Origin of the sequence: Paenibacillus silviterrae (genome assembly GCF_030167925.1) — a bacterium.
Taxonomy (GTDB): Bacteria; Bacillota; Bacilli; order Paenibacillales; family NBRC-103111; genus Paenibacillus_G; species Paenibacillus_G silviterrae.
Window position 1 is genome coordinate 1,709,928 of record NZ_JASKUT010000001.1, and the last position, 17,588, is coordinate 1,727,515.

16 protein-coding genes are annotated in these 17,588 nt (G+C 55.2%); 5 read left to right on the plus strand and 11 right to left on the minus strand.

The genetic code is table 11. The annotated features are described in order from the left end of the window. Window positions 1-8: 8 nt before the first annotated feature. The 5 genes from QMO62_RS07440 to QMO62_RS07460 form a co-directional block, all read right to left on the minus strand. Window positions 9-818 (minus strand): Fpg/Nei family DNA glycosylase, encoded by an 810-nt coding sequence (locus QMO62_RS07440; RefSeq protein WP_284639914.1) that lies wholly within the window; start codon window positions 816-818, stop codon window positions 9-11. 96 nt (window positions 819-914) lie between these two features. Next, window positions 915-2,411, minus strand: coding sequence for a ribonuclease H-like domain-containing protein (locus tag QMO62_RS07445; RefSeq protein ID WP_284639916.1), 1,497 nt, complete (start codon window positions 2,409-2,411; stop codon window positions 915-917). Further along, on the minus strand, window positions 2,408-4,693 hold the full coding sequence (locus QMO62_RS07450) for a DEAD/DEAH box helicase (protein WP_284639918.1): 2,286 nt from the start codon (window positions 4,691-4,693) through the stop codon (window positions 2,408-2,410). The genes QMO62_RS07445 and QMO62_RS07450 overlap by 4 nt, the downstream gene beginning before the upstream one ends. Before the next feature lie 59 nt (window positions 4,694-4,752). Beyond that, complete coding sequence (locus tag QMO62_RS07455) at window positions 4,753-6,240, minus strand: phytoene desaturase family protein (RefSeq protein WP_284639920.1); 1,488 nt, start codon at window positions 6,238-6,240, stop codon at window positions 4,753-4,755. Continuing rightward, a complete protein-coding gene (locus QMO62_RS07460) occupies window positions 6,237-7,760 on the minus strand; it encodes a phytoene desaturase family protein (RefSeq protein WP_284639921.1) in 1,524 nt (507 codons plus the stop codon). The genes QMO62_RS07455 and QMO62_RS07460 overlap by 4 nt, the downstream gene beginning before the upstream one ends. 178 nt (window positions 7,761-7,938) lie before the next feature. Between QMO62_RS07460 and QMO62_RS07465 the strand changes: the two genes are divergently transcribed. Genes QMO62_RS07465 through QMO62_RS07485 form a run of 5 tightly spaced genes read left to right on the plus strand, consistent with a single transcriptional unit; the run spans window position 7,939 to window position 13,078 of the window. After that, window positions 7,939-8,841 carry a phytoene/squalene synthase family protein gene (locus QMO62_RS07465; protein ID WP_284639923.1) on the plus strand — a complete coding sequence of 301 codons (903 nt, stop codon included), beginning with the start codon at window positions 7,939-7,941 and terminating at the stop codon, window positions 8,839-8,841. After that, a complete protein-coding gene (locus tag QMO62_RS07470) occupies window positions 8,835-9,707 on the plus strand; it encodes a carotenoid biosynthesis protein (protein ID WP_284639926.1) in 873 nt (290 codons plus the stop codon). The genes QMO62_RS07465 and QMO62_RS07470 overlap by 7 nt, the downstream gene beginning before the upstream one ends. Then, entirely contained in the window at window positions 9,704-10,423 is a 720-nt protein-coding gene (locus tag QMO62_RS07475) for a lysophospholipid acyltransferase family protein (RefSeq protein WP_284639928.1), read from the plus strand. The genes QMO62_RS07470 and QMO62_RS07475 overlap by 4 nt, the downstream gene beginning before the upstream one ends. A gap of 16 nt (window positions 10,424-10,439) precedes the next feature. Continuing rightward, on the plus strand, window positions 10,440-11,570 hold the full coding sequence (locus QMO62_RS07480) for a glycosyltransferase family 2 protein (RefSeq protein WP_284639930.1): 1,131 nt from the start codon (window positions 10,440-10,442) through the stop codon (window positions 11,568-11,570). Further along, window positions 11,567-13,078: a phytoene desaturase family protein gene (locus QMO62_RS07485; RefSeq protein ID WP_284639932.1), complete on the plus strand. Its 1,512-nt coding sequence runs from the start codon at window positions 11,567-11,569 to the stop codon at window positions 13,076-13,078. The genes QMO62_RS07480 and QMO62_RS07485 overlap by 4 nt, the downstream gene beginning before the upstream one ends. Window positions 13,079-13,190: 112 nt before the next feature. On the opposite strand, the gene QMO62_RS07490 is transcribed toward QMO62_RS07485, so the two are convergent. The 6 genes from QMO62_RS07490 to QMO62_RS07515 all read right to left on the minus strand — a co-directional run bounded on the left by QMO62_RS07490 (window position 13,191) and on the right by QMO62_RS07515 (window position 17,539). Beyond that, a complete protein-coding gene (locus QMO62_RS07490; RefSeq protein WP_284639934.1) occupies window positions 13,191-13,409 on the minus strand; it encodes a hypothetical protein in 219 nt (72 codons plus the stop codon). A gap of 184 nt (window positions 13,410-13,593) precedes the next feature. After that, window positions 13,594-14,556, minus strand: coding sequence for a metal-dependent hydrolase (locus QMO62_RS07495; protein WP_284639935.1), 963 nt, complete (start codon window positions 14,554-14,556; stop codon window positions 13,594-13,596). A 14-nt stretch (window positions 14,557-14,570) separates the two neighbouring features. Beyond that, complete coding sequence (locus QMO62_RS07500) at window positions 14,571-15,518, minus strand: lysophospholipid acyltransferase family protein (protein WP_284639937.1); 948 nt, start codon at window positions 15,516-15,518, stop codon at window positions 14,571-14,573. 11 nt (window positions 15,519-15,529) lie between these two features. Then, a complete protein-coding gene (locus tag QMO62_RS07505; RefSeq protein WP_284639939.1) occupies window positions 15,530-16,300 on the minus strand; it encodes a GNAT family N-acetyltransferase in 771 nt (256 codons plus the stop codon). A gap of 164 nt (window positions 16,301-16,464) precedes the next feature. Continuing rightward, window positions 16,465-17,157, minus strand: coding sequence for an LrgB family protein (locus QMO62_RS07510; protein WP_284639941.1), 693 nt, complete (start codon window positions 17,155-17,157; stop codon window positions 16,465-16,467). Beyond that, complete coding sequence (locus tag QMO62_RS07515) at window positions 17,144-17,539, minus strand: CidA/LrgA family protein (protein WP_348651698.1); 396 nt, start codon at window positions 17,537-17,539, stop codon at window positions 17,144-17,146. Before QMO62_RS07515 ends, QMO62_RS07510 begins: the two co-directional genes overlap by 14 nt. Window positions 17,540-17,588: the final 49 nt, after the last annotated feature.

Sequence of the window (17,588 nt, forward strand, 5' to 3'; positions counted from 1 at the left end):
TCCCCCCGTCAATGCTGGCAATTCGTACAGCAGTACGATTTCTTGGAAGAGACATCCTGGCGAACGATCGGATGGCCGCAGCGGACGCAGGGCTCATCTTCCCGATCATACACCCGGCATAGGCTGTCAAAGCCTCCGGTCAGCCGATCGCCTTCAAACAACGGCATATCCATGTAACCGCCATGGCCGGTAGCTTCCCGCAGCACCTGATGCATGGAAGCGTACAGCCTGCCGCTCTCCTCTTCGGTAAGTGCTGCAGTCTGTCTTGCCGGCAGCAGTCCCGCACTGAAGCAGATTTCGTCGGAATAACAGTTACCAATGCCCGATAGGAAGCTTTGGTCCACCAAATTACTCTTGAGCGTTCCCTTACGGCTGCGCAGCAGCTTTGTGAAGCGCTCCACCGTCAGTGCGGGATCGAAGGGCTCCGGTCCGAGCTTGGACAGCAGCTCCCTTACTGCATGCTCTTCGTGCAGGTGCAAGTAACCAAGCCGCAAGCCGATAAAGAACAAATGCTCTTCTCCAAAGCTTAACCGTACCTGTACGGAACGTTCCGGCTTCTCCTCATGCCTGCCGAAGAACATGGAACCGCCCAGCATCAGATGCAGAAGAAGCACATACCCGTTCGTCAGATGAAACAGCAAATGCTTGGCTCTCCGCTCGATGAAACGGACCGATTGACCCGTTACCAGCCGATGAAAGTCGGCAGGGTTCACATTGATGGACTTCTCCCGCTCCACCTCCGTGCCGGTAATCGTTCTGCCTACCATACGTCCGCTCAGCAGGCTGCGGTAGTTCTCCATCTCCGGAAGCTCCGGCATAGGCGTTCCTCCTCCATTGTCTAAGTAGAAATGCAGCTTATATAAAAAAGCAAAGTCATTTCCACTAGATTCCCATAAAGAGGCGGTTTTATACGTCTATTCGATAGTGAAGCTCAGCTGCTCATCAGACGACGCCTTGCGCAGCAGGTTGCGTGACGTCAGTGACGGCGGCTTCTTATCCGTAACAGCAGCACGGTTCTTCCTGGGGCCATTCCGGCCCAAGCCGGAAAGCTGCTTTCTCTTCAATCGCTCCAGACGCTTCTCCAGGTCGGCCGATTCATCCTTGGTCTCCTGCGAGGCCCGGCGCCCCGTCGACGGACCTTTGCCCCGTGTCGAGCGCTTCAAGGCGCTCCGCTGCCACACCTTATTCAAAGCCTGCTCGGCGTAGCCAATTGCACTTTCATAACATTTTTCCTTATGCTCGTAATACATCGCAAGCTCGACATACGGCTCCAAGGAACAGGTCGGCTTCTCTCCCTTGAGAGCAATATACCGTTTCCACAAGCGGCAGGCCAGCGCGTATCGTTCCCGCCCCTTGTAATACTGGGCGAGTGGCAGCAGGCACCCTGTATCCTCAGATACGAGTTCATCCTTCTCGCCGTCTGCTGCTTCCGTCTCAAGCAGCTCATAGGCAAGCTGATCTAGCACCTGCTCCGCACGCTCGGACAAACCGTTCTTGTCCAGCCAGAGCCCGAAGCGGTAAACCTCCTCGAACCCAAAGGAACGAAGCTCGTGCAGAGGAACACGCCCCTGCAGCAGGTTGACAAAGTGAATGGCCAAGCCCGCCAGCGACAGCAAATCCAGCTCATTGTGCACGAACACCCCTTGCAGCACGGAAGGATCACGCTCCGCCAAATAACGAAAATACAGCTCCGGCGCCAGCGAACCCGGCACATCGTCCTCTCGAAATACCTGAAGCCTCGCTTCCTCTACCTTCCCAAGCCGGCAGGAGGGCAGCGTATTCCTCCACAAGCTGCGTGACGGATAGAGAAAGTCCAAATGCTCCAGCGGCTCATGCTCCGCCTTCAGCCGGTTCATTACATAACGATTCTTAATAATTGGCCAGTCGAACGTCTTCCCGTTGTAGGAAACGAGATACGGATGCTTGGCCAGCTTCTGCTGCAAATAGCAAAGCATGGCGTGCTCTTCACCCGGATGGCGGATCAGCATCTGTTCTACCTGGAAGCCGTTGTCAGTGTAATATCCGATCCCGATCATGAAAGGCACATTCCCTGCACCCAAGCCTAAGCCTGTCGTTTCCGTGTCCAAAAACAGCAGCTGATCGTGCCTGATTCCGTTCGTCTCCACAGCTTGCCTAACCTCACTATCGGACATCAGCAGCTTTAAAGGGCCGGCTTGTCCGCGGAGATCGTCAATTTCGTATCGGCCGTGCCGCTTACCCTCTTCGTAGACTACACGGCGAAGCACGAAGGAGCCCCATTCGGTCTCGTACAGCTCCCCTTGGATGACAGCCCACTCGGACGCCGTTACCCGTTCGTCAGCCCGTGGCGCCTCCTTCTCCGCCGCAGCACCCGAACCGCCTGCAGCCTCCCCCTTCTTGTGCCTCAGCAGCCGTTCCCGAAGCGAGCTCATCGCGCTCCCTCCGCCTTCTGCAGCAGCGCAAGGGCCAGCTGCTTTCCGGTCAGCCCGACCTCTTCGATCGGACCGACGCACGCCGGACACCCGCTTAAACAGCCGCAGGAGGAAATCAGCCGCTTCGCTTCCTTCAACAGCTCCCCATGCACCTCGTACAGCCGCTCGCTTAACCCGACGCCGCCCGGGTAGCGGTCATAAAAGAAGATCGTCGGTTTTTTGTTATGAACCGCCTTGACCTGAGGCACCACGCGAATATCGTGCGGATCGCACATCAAATAAATCGGAGCAATATGTACCAGCACGTTCGACAAGCCCAGCAAGCCGAATTGCATGTCATTGTTCGTCATGCCCTCCGCCGCTTCGTCCGAGAATGTAAACCAATAGGAGCTCGTATGCAGCTCCTCCTCCGGCAAATGGATCGGACCGGAACCTATGTTCTCGTGCGTTCTCAGCTTGATTTTCTTAAAAATCGTCGCCTTCGCATTGACCGTCACCTCGCCAAATTGCCGCTGCAGCCCGAAATCCATCGATTCCCGGTGCACATGCAGCACCTTCAGCTGCACCGCCAAATTCGCATCCGTGAAATAATCGACGCTCACCTCACGGATGTAGGCCTTCTTCTCCTCATAGTCGAGCTTCTCCACCTGGAACTGAACCCCTTCATGGATGTAGATCGCTTCCTCGTGCACCATCGTCAAGGCGCTGAAGCGGTCCACTTCGCCGATTACGCGGGCTCCATTCGTCATATCGATGATGATGATATTTTCCTGGGCAGCCGAACGAAGAGAAATGTCATGCGCAGGGAACGATTGCTCCATCCAGTACCAGCGGTTCTTCACGCGGTGCAGGATATGCTCCTCGGTAAGAAACTCCAGAATATCCTTGAGCGATTCGTCTCCGAACTTCTCCCCTTCCTCGAAGGGCAGCTCGTAGGCCGCGCATTTCACATGGTCAACCAGGATGATCAGGTTATCCGGATGAATTAAGGCCTGCTCCGGCGGCCGCTCGAAGAAAAAGCGGGGGTTCTGGATGATATGCTGGTCCAGCGGGTTGCTGCTCGCCACCATGAAGGTGATGGAGCTCTCTTGGCGCCGCCCCGCGCGGCCCGACTGCTGCCACGTGCTTGCGATCGTTCCCGGATACCCGTTCAGCACGCAAGCCTGCAGCTGACCGATATCGATGCCGAGCTCCAGCGCATTCGTGCTGACGACGCCGCGAATCTCGCCGCTGCGCAGTCCCTTCTCGATCTCCCTGCGCAGCTTCGGCAAATAGCCTCCGCGGTAGCCGCGGATGGACTTGGTGCCCAGCTCGTGTGCAATAAGCTCCTGCAGGTAGGTCAGCAGAATCTCCACGCGCACCCGGCTGCGTGCAAAGACGATCGTCTGCACCCCCTGCTTCAGCAGCATCCCGGCGATGCGCCGGGTTTCGAGCACGCTGCTCTTGCGGATGCCCAGCTGTTTATTCACCACAGGCGGATTATAGAACACAAAGTGCTTCTCCCCCGCTGGAGCGCCGTTGCGGTCGACAAGCGCCACCGGCTCTCCGATAAGCCGCTCCGCGTGCTCCTTCGGGTTGTCGATCGTGGCGGAAGCGCAAATAAACTGTGGATTGGAGCCGTAAAACCGGCAAATCCGCTTCAGCCGCCGAATGACGTTCGCTACATGGCTCCCGAACACGCCGCGGTACGAATGCACCTCGTCGATGACGATGAACTTAATATTTTCAAACAGCTTGACCCACTTCGTATGATGAGGAAGAATAGCGGAATGCAGCATGTCGGGGTTCGTTACAACGATATGTCCGGCGTTGCGGATGGCCTGCCGAACCGTCGGCGGGGTATCGCCGTCATAGGTATGCGTCTTGATATCGACTTCCATCTTGTTCACGATTTCGTGAAGCTCCGCCACCTGATCCTGCGCCAGCGCCTTCGTAGGAAACAAATAGAGCGCCCGCGCGCTCTCGTTGTTCAATATGCCCTGCAGCACCGGCAGGTTGTAGCACAGTGTCTTGCCGGAGGCAGTCGGCGTTACGGTTACGACGTGCCTGCCGGCTGCCACCTCGCGGAACGAAGCGGCCTGATGCGTATATAAGCGATGGATGCCCTTGGACGCCAGCCCCTCCCGGAGCAGCGGGTGCAGCCCATCGGGAAAGTCGTCATACTGTCCCTCCCGCGGAGGAATCGTATGCCAGTGGGTCACCTGCTCCATCAGCTCGGGGGTGTTGCGGATCAGTTCGATCATTTCATCTATAGAAGAAACCTTACCCGTTAAACGGTTCATGGTATCATACACCTCTCGGAATCACGATACCTTCATTATATCGAATGCATGTTCGCAGTTCAATGCATAATTTCCCTCTGCCTTTCCATAAATTCTGCCAGCAGGCGCGCGCCCTGCATGATAATCGGCACACCTCCGCCAGGATGAATCGATGCTCCTACCGCGAACAGCCGTTTGATCCCATAAGGCTGCACCTGGGGCCGGAACACTCCGGATTGCCGCAGCGTAGGCGCCAAGCCGAAGCTTCCGCCTTGATATAAGCCCTCCTGCTTCGCTTCATGCGGAGTTCTTACCTTGCGCCACTCCACAGCCTGCCGCAAACCGGGAAAACCGCGCCGTTCAAGCTCCTCCAGTATCCTGTCGGCAAATGCCTCGCGCATCGTCTCCCATGCCCCCCCGTCGCCCGACGGCACAGGGACAAGCACATACAGGACCCCTTTGCCCGGGGGAGCCAGGGAGCTGTCGATCAGCGATGGATGAAAGGTGTAAAGGCACGGATGCTCAGGAACGATTTTCGATACAAACACATCCTTCAGCATCTCGGCAAACCGGTCCGTAAAGAAGAATTGGTGTACGGAAGCCGACTCGTAAACACGGTTAAGTCCTAAATACATGAGGAAGCACCCGGAGGACGGCTCATACGCTTTGGCCATTCCCCATCCTTTCCCTCTCTGCCCGCCAAGCAATGCACGGGTCATGGGAAAATCGCCGTTCAGCACCACCTGGTCAAATGCCCACGACACGCCCTTAGCACGTATCCCGTAACACTCGCCGTCCCTGACGAGCACCTGCTCCACAGCGGTATTGAGCCTCACCTCCACACCCCGTTCCTCCAGCAGCTGCGCCAGCTTCCCGATCATGCCCGCATAGCCGCCCTTCACATACCAGATCCCGTGCGCATGCTCGGAAAAGGGAATCAACGAATACAACGCAGGAGTAGCTTCCGGATTTCCTCCGATGTATAACGTTTGAAACGAGTAAGCCTCCCGCAGCCGGGAAGCGTGGAAAAATCGCGCGACATCCTGCCGTACCGAGGAATAAGCCTTCAGCTTCACCAACGACCTTACGTTGCCGGGAGTCCAGAAATCGCGCTTTCTTACGAAATCCTTACTCAAGAACTGCTTATACCCCAAATTGAACCGCTCCTGCATCACTTCCATGTAGTTCAGAAAGGAGCCGCCTTCACCAGGAAACATTCGTTCGATCTCAAGTGCCATCCGGCGTTTGTCTGTCCACTTTGTGAGCGTCCGTCCGTCCTCGAAATGAATGCGGTAGAGCGGGTCCACCTGCTGAAACTCGAAAAGGTTCGGGTCTACGCCTGCGGCTTGCAGCGCTCCGCGAATCATGCCGGGCAGCAGCACAATGGTCGGTCCCTGATCGATTCGAAAGCCTTTCACCGACTCATAGGCCATCCGTCCTCCGAGCCGCGAGCCCTTTTCCAATACCGTCACCTTATGGCCCCGGTACGAGAGCAGCAAAGCCGCGGTCAAGCCCCCAATCCCGCCGCCGACGATGGCAATTTTACGAGATTCCCGCTTCACCATCATAGGCTGCCACCTCCGACCGATTGCAGTTCTCCCTGCGATGCGCCATGCTTCTTAAGAATGCCCCGAACCGTAATGCGCGCCGATTCCATAATGGTAGGCAGGCCGCTGCCGGGATGCGTTCCACCGCCGACCAGCCAGCAGCCGTCCAGCTCCTCGTACCGGTTATGGGGACGTAAGTACATCATTTGCGTCAAATGGTGTGCGAGATTGAAGGTCGCCCCTTCAAACACATGATGCTTTCTCTCCCAGTCCAAGGGAGTAATCATATGTTCTACTTCAATGTGCTCCTCCAAATCGGCAAATCCGCCCTCCGTCATGACCTTCTCCAGCACGCGTTTGCGAAAATCCTCCTTCTCCAGCTCCCACCGAATCCCGCTTTGATTGTTAGGGACCGGGGCGAGCACGTAGATCGCAGATTTCCCTTGCGGAGCCAGTGTCGGGTCCGTGACGGAGCCATTCTGCACATAAACCGAAGGATCGGCGGAGAGAACCTTGGTTTTGGCGATCTCTTCGACATTTTGCTTATAATCCTTGGCAAACAGAATGGTATGATGCGGCAAATCGTAGGTCCGCTTCACGCCAAGGTACAGCATGAAGGTAGAGCAGGAGTAATTTTTCTTCCTCAGCCTCGCTTCCGTATACTTGCCCGATGCGGCCGGATCCACCAGCGTGGACATGGCGTTCGCAAAATCCGCATTGACTATGACTTCATCGGCGTACCGATCCTCCCCCTCCTCCATTTCAATACCGATCACTCCGCGGTCCGCCGTAATCAACCGCTTCACTCCCTTACCCAGATGAATCCTCCCCCCATGTTCACGAACGACATTTCCCATGGCCTCCGTGATTCGATGCAAGCCGCCGATCGGATGATAAATTCCGTAAGCATGCTCGATATAGGAAAGAATGGAGAACGCTCCCGGACATTCCCAAGGCGACATCCCCAAATATTTGGACTGAAAGGTAAACGCAAGCCGCAGCCGCTCGTCGTCAAAATATTCCGAGAGACACTTATACAGGCTTTGGGTCAAGGTCAGCTTAGGAAGTGCCTTCAGAAACCTCGGATGCAAATAATCGAGCAGGGAATCATGCTTATTTTGCAAAATCGGCAGAAGCGCTTCCAGCTTCCGGGACTCTTGCTGCAGGAAGCGTTCATAGCCCTCCTCATTCCCAGGAAACATCCTTGTAATTTCCCGTATCATTTGTACAGGTTCCTTATATACATAGAAGGGAGCCCCTTCAAATACAAGCCGATAGAAGGGTTCAATCGGCACCAGCTTGACGTAATCGTGAACGGAGCGTCCCGACTCTCGAAAGAGCTCCTCCAGAATATGGGGCATATTTAAAAAGGTCGGACCACGATCGAAACGATATTCGCCCAGCTGCAGGCCGGAGGTTCTTCCGCCCAAGTAGTGCATTTTCTCGAACACATCGACCTCGTAGCCTTTCGAGGCCAGCAGCATGGCCGCCGAAAGCCCGCCAGGTCCCGCACCGACGATAATGACCTTGCGCTTGTTCATGTTCGCCATCTCCCGGATAGTCATTTATTTTGTATGGACTTTGTCAAACTTATTTGTATAATGTTAGTATAACGTTATACACTTGATTTGGGAAGTATCCCTTTTCAATGTACAAAGTTTGTATAACATTAAATGATTCCATACCGGCACTGCCGGAATCTATCACGAGGTGATGGTCATGAAAAGTACGTTAACGGATGCTTACGCAGTCTGCGAGGAGGTTGTGAAGAAGCATTCCTCCAGCTTTTACCGGGCATTCTCCGTGCTTCCCGTGGATAAGCGCAATGCGGTATGGGCGATTTATGCGTTTTGCCGTACCGTGGACAATATCGTCGACGGGCAGCCCGGGCAGGCTGTCCCTTTGTTGAATGAATTTGAAATATCCTTTGACCGCATGCTGTCAGGCAGACCCGAACCGCACCCGCATTGGCTGGCTTTACGGGATGTGTTCGACCGGTATCCGATGGATGCCGCCCCCTTCTGGGATATGGTCCTCGGCCAGCGCCTGGACCTTAAGAAATTTCGTTATCGGACTCAGGCGGAGCTGGAGCATTACTGCTATCTGGTAGCCGGGACGGTAGGGCTGATGCTGCTGCCGGTGCTCTCACCCGTACATTCCGATGACATGAAGCGCAAGGCTGTCAAGCTCGGCGTCGCCATGCAAATTACGAATATTCTCCGTGATGTGGCGGAAGATTACGAGCGCGGCCGGGTTTACTTGCCTGAGGATGTCATGAGCCGGTATGGTTACAGCGAGCAGGATATCGCCGCCGGAAGCAGTGCCCGGGGCTGGGCGCCGCTGTTCCGTCATTTGGCCGAATGGGCCGAGGAGTGTTATAACGAAGGCTTATCTGCACAGCTTCACTACCCGCGGGACAGCCGACTGGCTCTGGCCTCCGCCGCCTTGATCTACCGTCAGATTCTGGTCGAGAGCCGCTTGCGTCATGGCGACGTCTTCTCCTCCCGTGTCCGAGTATCCAACATGAAGAAGGTGACCCTGATGATTTCTTTATTGGCCAAACGCAATACATGGAGCAAATCGAGCATTGAACTGGAGACGCAAGGGCGATTTACATGCTGAGGTCCTGGTCGAACGGTATCACGGTCCTTTATGTGCTGTGGTTTCTTTGCGGATACATCCTCATTACCGGGGACCTGCTGCCTGCTTGGCTGGAGTGGGCCAACAGCTTTTATTTGATTCTGGGAGGCGTTACTGCCGGTATTTGGTATATTGGCAGGTACGGGGTCCGGCAGGCGCTGATTCTCATCGTTGTTTGTGCCAGTATATCCTATACGGCCGAATGGATCGGCGTCCATACGGGACGCTGGTTCGGCTCCTACAGCTACGGCCCCTCCTTTGCTCCGCTGGTATTCGGCGTGCCGCTGGCGATCCCGTTCGCATGGATCATGCTTCTTGTTATCGCCAAGGCATTTGCACCGGTGAAGGCAGGCCGCAAGCTGTGGAAGGGACTTACGGTCCAGCAGGCGTTGTCCCCGGACAAAGAAAGCCTGCTCCGCAGCCGCAGACGGGCGCGGCGCCGCCACTTCTGGCTTCCGGCCGTTTGGGCTGCCATCATGGTGACCTCCATGGATCTCCTGCTGGACCCGGTAGCCAGTCAGAAAAGGTACTGGAGCTGGGCGGCTCCCGACCACGGCACTCCCACACTGCCGGATTTTTACTCGGTGCCCTTAAGCAACTTTGTCTGCTGGTTAGTTACAGCTCTACTCATTATTAATATTATTAATTTTTTGCATGACGAATATTTTGACCGGGAGGCCGGACGCTCCTCAGCCTATGGCCCTTTTATCCCGTGGCTGCTGCTGTTGACTTTGGAGTCGCTCTTCCTGACACTGGCCCTTCGTACGGGCTTGTGGTGGGCAGCCGGTGCGAATGTCGCTCTCCTGTCGATCCTGTTTCTTTGGAAGCGCAAGGAGGAGGCCGCATGATCACGCCTGCCAAGAACGCCCGCTTCGAAGCCTTATTCGAGCTTTACAACCGCAGGCTGCTTCGACGCTTCTTTCACAAAATCCATGTCCGGAGCAGCTTGGCCATTGATCCGCTCCGTCCTACCGTGTATGTTGCTAACCACTGCAGCTGGTGGGACGGCTTGCTTGCTTTCCAAGTGAATCGAGGCTTGCTGCTTCAGGACGCTCACGTCATGATGAGTGAAGAGGGCTTACGCCGATTCCGCTTTTTTCGCCGGCTGGGCGCCTTCTCAATTCATCCGGATTCGTTACGGGAAACAAGACAAGCCCTGGAGCTCAGCGTTAGGCTGCTCTCCCGTCCGCGAACCTCGCTTTGGCTGTTCCCGCAAGGGAAAATTCGGCATCAGGACATCCGGCCGCTCGATTGCCGCCCCGGCATCGGATTCCTGCTTGAACGTTTGCCTGAGGTACAGACCGTGCCTGTATCGCTCTATTACAGCTTCCTGGAGGACCAGAGGCCGGAAGCCTTTGTTTGTCTGGGGGATCCCCTGCCGAATTGGATCAGCAATAAGCTCATTCGCGCAGATAAGCTAGCGTTTATCGAGGAGCATCTCACCAGGCAGCTGAATGAGCTGCGGTTCGGAGTCATTCAGGGCGAGGCCGCAGGATACACCTCCTTGCTGACGGGCTGCGCTTCTACCTCGGAGCGTTTTGTCCGCTTTTTCCGCAGAGCCTAATAAAGGAGTTTACACAATGATCATCGTACTGGCTGCTATTCTTGCCGGGGTCTCGATCCTGCTTACACTGTGGGTTGCTTGGAATCTGCGCGGTTGGCCGCGTCCTGCAGTACAAGGGACCGGCGAGCCGCTTCCCTATGTCTCGGTTCTCGTTCCGGCCCGCAATGAGCAGGACAATATCACGCGCTGCTTGGAAAGCCTGCTTCGGCAGGAGTACCCTTCCTATGAGGTCATCTGTCTCGATGATCAATCGGAGGACGCTACTCCCACAATGCTGCAGGAGCTAACCTTGCGGTTTCCCAAGCTACGGATCCTGCACGGAAGCCCTCTTCCCGAAGGCTGGGTTGGCAAATGTTATGCTTGCCACCAACTGGCGGAGGCGGCGCAAGGAGAATGGCTGCTGTTCACGGATGCCGATACCGTTCACTCTCCGTCGATGCTCTCGTCGTTGGTTCGGACAGGCATGGTGCGAAAGGCCGGGCTCGTCACAGGCTTCCCTCGAATCATCTCAAGCCATGCGTTCGGGTGGCTGGTACTGCCGATGCTGCACTTCGTAATCGCATTGCATTTGCCGCTGCGCTTCGTGGAGCGCTCCTCGGATCCCCGCTTCGTTGCCGCTCATGGGGCATATATGCTGTATCGCCGTGAGGCCTACGAGCTGATCGGAGGGCATGCCGCACACCGCAGCTCGCTCATTGAGGACATGGACATGGCCACGGCCGTAAAAACAGCCGGAAGCAAGGTCAGCCTTATCGATGTAAGCGGTCTGGTCGGCTGCGAGATGTATGCTACGCCCTCTGGAGTATGGCAGGGCTTCGCCAAAAACATGTTTACCGGGCTGGGACGCTCCGCCGTACTGTTGTTCGCCCTGCTGTTATTTTATCTGCTGATCTATGTATCACCTCTGCTTCTTTTGCCTATAGCGCTGTACAAGGGGCACATCATGCTTGCGGCACTAAGTGCCGTAGCGCTAACCGCGGGAGTTCTGCAAAAGCTTATCGTCGACCGGCGTTTCGGGGTACCCATGGGCTGGTGCCTGCTGCTCCCCGTGAGCTTTATTTCTATCATTGCGCTTGCGCTTCGTTCCTGGTATTTGTCCGTTCGAAAGCTTGGTTATCATTGGAAAGGGAGAAGATATTTCTCATGAGTGCTACTGGGAAAGGCGTCATTATCGGAGGCGGCATCGGCGGTCTGGTTACTTCCATCCTGCTCGCTTCCCGCGGCTTCAACATCACGCTGCTGGAGAAAAACGAGACGCTGGGAGGAAAGCTTCAGCAGGTGAAGCTCGGAGCGTATGCATTTGATTTCGGACCCTCGACGCTGACGATGCCTTGGATATTCGAAAAGGTGTTCGAGGCGGCCGGCGAGCCTCTGGATCCGGAGCTGCACTTCCTGAAGCTGGACGTGAACAGCCGCAATCACTTCGAGGATGGAAGCGTCATCGATCTGTCCACCGATCCGGACCGAATGCAGGAGCAGCTCTCCACCTTCTCCGCGGACGATCGCAAAGGCTTTCAACGTTATCTGCAAGAGGTGAAACGGATCTATACGATCGCCGAGGAGCAGTTTTTCAGCCGCAGCTTCGCAGGGTGGCAGGATTACGTCTCCCCCAAGCTGGGCGTGGCCTTGCTATCCGTACATCCCTTTACGGCGATGGATGCGTTCCACCGCCGCTTCTTTCGGGATCCGCGTCTTCTTGCGATGATGAACCGCTACGCAACTTATGTAGGCTCTTCACCCGGTCAAACCCCTGCAACCCTCTCCATGATTGCTTATCTCGAGCTGATCCGGGGGGTCTATTACTTGAAGGGAGGTAATTACAAGCTCATTGAGGTGCTGGAGCGGCTGGCCCGCAAAGCAGGCGTGACGATCCGCAAGGGGGCTGTAACAGAGCGAATCGAGCATAAGCGTGGGACTGTACTAGGGGTTCAAGCAGCCGGGATGCGGTTCGAGGCGGATTTCGTCGTCTCCAATGTTGACGTTCACACAACGCAAAAGCTTCTATACGATCAGCCGCAGCAAAGCCGCGCTTCGCTGTCCAGCTCGGGATTCCTCTGTCTGCTGGGCCTAAAGAAGCCGATGACAGGGCTTCACCACCATAACTTATTTTTCCCGAAGGATTACGGGTCGGAATTCGCAGACATGTTCGATGCAGGCTGCTGGCCTTCCTCCCCGGCGCTGTATGTGTGTAATTCTTCCTACAGCGAGCCTGAACGAGGTGGACTTAATGGGGCGGGAAGTAATCTTTATGTGCTCACCAATGTTCCGGCACTGGCCAAGACGCCTTCCTCGCCTCTCAAACAGCTGTCGGTGCAGGAAATCCGCGCCTACCGGGCGTTCATCCTCAATCGGCTTGCCGACTGCCTGAAGCTGGACACAATAGAGCCGCTTATTGAGGAAGAGGCAATTTACACGCCTCAGTCCATTGCCGATCAGACCGGTGCCTTCGCCGGCGCGTTATACGGTAACGCTTCGCATGGCTGGGGGCCGACCTTCTTCCGCCCTTCCCTTGCCGACCGTAAGGTGCAAGGCTTGTATTATGTTGGAGGTACGACGCATCCCGGCGGCGGCACCCCTATGGTGACCCTTAGCGGCATCCAGGCGGCGGAGCTCATCTCCGCTCGACATAGAAAGAAGACCCGAACGGCGCTGTAACGCCGAGTCGGGTCTTTTTAACAGAAATAGCGTCGAAGCTCCGCTCCGTCCGCCGCCGAAATAGGCGGAAGGCTGTCGTATCCTGCGCTTTCCCGGGAAAAGTACCCACGGTTTACAGCAGGTCGGAGGAATCATCGTAATCGTATCGAAACCCGTCTTCCCTTGCACTGTCTTCATGGCCAACCGATGCAGTGAGCGCGCTCGTTGCATTCGCCTGCAGCTTGGCGAGCACCTCGCGAAATTGATGAGCCTTCGACTCGTTTCCCTGCACCTTCATTGCCAATTGCAGAGCTTGTTCAATCACAGCGATATCCTGACTCGTAAAGTCCATGACGCAGTACCTCCCTGGTTCGATATCGTGATGGGTTTTTCACCCAATCTATTATCTCCGTTTGCGTACCCGTTATACATGCCAATTACGAGATATTCGACGATTTATACAGCGAAATGCGTTCCCCGAAGGAATCGATGTCCGGTACGAGCAGCTGCTACTTGAAATACACATTCGTATTTAGCTAGACAAAGGGCGGATCCCAAGCTTTTTTCCGCCAGCCAACTCGCTGATGCACCACGTTCAGATCGCGATCCAGCTGTACATCAACCCCGAACGGAAGCTTGTGATTATACCAGAAGCGGACGTCTCTCCATTCCACGATGTAGCCATCCTTCTTCTCGGTCCACTTCACATATACACGCTGGGCAAAATGTAAAAACGCCCTCACCCCATCGGTTCCAAGTGTAGCCGTGACGATCGCGTTGTCCTCGTCCTTACGATATACATCCATTACGACAATCCTTCGCCCTTGAATGATCCCGGTATAAAAGCAGTGCTTTGTCTCAAGCACAAACTGCCATCGGAACCAATGCATGCTGGGCACCACATGACAAACGCCGTCCGGGCTCAGCTCCTGTCTCACGCACCCTATGAGCTGACTATGCTGAAGCGTCCGAATCCCGATATAGAGGAAGGTCATCACATAGATCGTCAGGAACATCACGCCGGGATTGCTGTCCGTCGCAACCCAAGCCACTAAGCCCGCCGCATGCAGCGCAAACAAAAAGGGCTCGAACAAAGCCAATACATCCAAATGATGCCACCGCTTGGAAAACGGACGAAAGCACTGCACGCCATACGCATTAAACCAGTCCAGGAAAACATGGAACCCGACGGCCGCGAAGCACCATCCATAAAGCAGCAGCCAATGCTGCATGACACCGAACAGCCACGCAATCGGCAAGGATAAAAGTAAGGGCCACGCCAACAGCGCGGGAAGGGAATGCGTAACCCCCCGGTGTACTCGAATGTAGGCAGCATATCCCTTCCATCTCGCAATCGTGTCCAAATCAGGAGCATGTGACCCCGCTAATGCTGCAACGAGTATCGCTTGAGCGACCTCGGGCTCTGCCGCTGCGACCGGATGAAGCATCGCTAAACCGGCTAGTGTAGCTCCGAACAACAAATGGCTTCCCGTATCCATGCCAGTCACCTCCGTTACGCCGTATGAGCCGAACTCTCCTTAGCAGCATCGGCCATTCCCGGCTCCTGTTCCTCCTCCCAGCGCTCCTGAGCATTAAACCAGTAAAACCATTCCTCCGGGCGCTCCCGGATCACCCGCTCCATGAAGCGGTTCAAAACCCTCGTCGCATCCGACCGTGTCGCTTTTGAGTAGGACGTATAGAGATGAAGCGGAGGCTCGAACCGCAGCCTGTGTGTAAAGCCTTGTTCCCGCCAGCCGTAGAAGGGAATCACCGGCGCCAGCTGATCGATCGACAGCGTTGCAGCCCCATCCGGTGTGCGTGTTACCCGACTGAAGAAGCGGGACCGGGGAAACGACGGTCTCCAGAAATCACCGAGGAGAAACACGACCCCTCCTGCCTGAAGATGCCTGCGCAGCTTGCGAAACAGCTCCAGCGGAGGCGTTTCATCATAATCTAAGCCGGTACAACCCATGGCCTGAAACGTAAGATACAACGGTCGCAGCTCAGGACTTCCCGCTGTGACTACGGTGAGGCAGGAATAGTTCTGACACAAGTACCAGTAGTAATAGAAAAAGTTGCCGACATGCGGCGTATAGACAATAGCCCCCCGTCCCCGCCGCAGTGCCTCCGACAGGTGTTCCTCTCCTTCTACCTGAAAACGCCGCGCGCCGCTCTCCTCCAACTCAAATGATTCCATAAGCAGCTCGTAGAGCGTTATCACAATATTTTCAAAGTATCTGTATCGATATCGCTGCAGCTCGCGCGGCGTACGTCCGGGAAGCAAATCGGACATGTTGGATAGAACCGTTCGCTTTACGTTTTTGCCGGCTAAAGCATATAGCATAAAGGCCGATGCCCTGCACAGGAACAGCAGGAGGCTGTCTGGAAGCCGCCTGCACAGAGCAGCCAGCTGCCTTCGTTTCTGCTCATTTCCCGTTACCTTCCCGATCCATTCGTACAAACACCATCACCTTACCTGTTCAGGAAGTGCTTTTTATATCGTCTTGTCACGCGATCCCGTTCTAGAATGATGAAAAAATCGACCGTATCAAAAATGGCGTCGTAAGCAGGGTCTCCCCCGATCTCTGCGCCAAGCCACTGGTAGCCCTTCATCAGCGGCGGCAGCTGGCGGAAAATCTCCTTCTCCGATTGCTCGGTCTCCATCATGCCCAGTCCTTGAATCCGGTGAGTCTCCAGCGGCCGGATACCGTAACGGTCCGTGATGACCCCCTTCTTCCTGAGCATCGTATAGATAGGGTTCAGCTCCTCCAGCTTATGCAGGTGTACGCTGGCACAGCCGATCAAGTATTGATAGTTATGCTCGGTGATATAAGAGGCAATGCCTTCCCACAGCAGCTGAATCGCCCGGCCGCCGCGATAAGCCGGATCGATGCAGCTTCGGCCCAGCTCCAAGGCATGGCGTTTGTAGTCGCCGAAGGAGCTGAGGTCAAATTCCGTCTCTGAGTAAAATCCGATATTCCGGATGGCCCGTTCACCGGGAAGCAGCCGGTAAGTCCCGACGACCGTGTCCGTCTGCACATCCTTAACGATCAGATGATCGCAATAAACGTCGTATTCATCCCGCTCTAGTCCTGATTCCGTGCGCATCAGCATGTTTTTTTCTTCTTCCACGAACACTTGATACCGGAGCCGCAATGCCTGCTCCACTTCCTGATCATTTGCCGCCAGGGCTACGGTAAGATAGGATAGCGGCGCGGTAAGACTGCCAGCGGATTCAATCATCAATAGGCACCCTCTTTCTGAGGCTTGGATGGATGAAGATGTTATCCAGCTCAGCGTAGCATTCGAATATTAAGCGAACGTTTTCGGATTTTTAAGCTTTTGTAAGGATGGAAAAAATAGGAGAATGCAAAAAAGCTGCTCGTCAGAGCAGCTCCTTCCACATTTTAATGAAGCCAAGCATATAAAGGAATAAATAGGAATGAGGTCAAAATCGCCGTTACCCCCATGGCAAAGCCGCTGACACTGCCCTGCAGCTCGGAGTCTCGGATGACCCGGGCCGTGCCGATGCCATGGGCCGAGGTGCCGATAGCCGTGCCGAGAGCAATATCGTCCCGAACGCCTGCCACCCGCAGCAGACCCGGTCCGAACATACTGCCGATAAGACCCGTCAGCACCGTAAGAACAGCCGTCAGCTCCGGGATCCCTCCGGCTTGTCGAGAAATTTCCAGTGCAATGGGAGAGGTTACCGACTTCGGCATCATTGTGATGAGAAGCTCCATCGAGCCGCCCAGGCTCCAAACAAGTCCGGCCGACAGCAGCAAAGCGCTAAGCGTGCCTGCCGTAATACCGGTTACGATGGAGACGAAGCTGCTGCGGATTTTACTCGCGTTTTTATACAGAGGAACACCTAAGGCAACGGTCGCAGGTCCCAGGAAAAAAGTGATATAATCGCCGCCACGGCGGTAAGATTCATATGGTATTTTTGATAGAAGTAATACCACGATGATTACGGCTGAGCAAAGAAATAGCGGATGCAGTTTTCGGTATTTGTTATGTACCGACAAGGATAAGGCATAGGCGATGACCGTCAGTGAGACGCCGAACAGCGGTGTATTTGAAAGCTCAGCCAGCATCATGCTGCTTCTCCTTCCCACGAAGCCGAGTCAGCTTAACGGTCCACCCGGTAATGAGCAGAACGCCAATCGTGCTACCGAACAAACTGATCAGAATGACCACGGCCTGCTCGCCGATTAGAGGAAAAAATACCATCGTCCCCACGACGAAGGGGGTAAAGAATAAAAGCATATGCTGTATCAAAAACTGTGCCGATTGCTCCACCCATTCGAGCTTCACAATGCCTGCAAATAAACTTAAGGTAAACAACAGGAGTCCGATCACATTGGCCGGCAGCGGAAGCTGAAGTGCCCCTTGAAGCCAAGTTCCAAGCAAATAATAACCAAGTAAAATAGCAAAGCCTTGCACGTTGTACAAGTCCCCTTCCTGCAACTTACTGTGCATATAGACCCTAACGAAGTGGCATCGTAATGGTGGCGCTGATGCGCCGAGC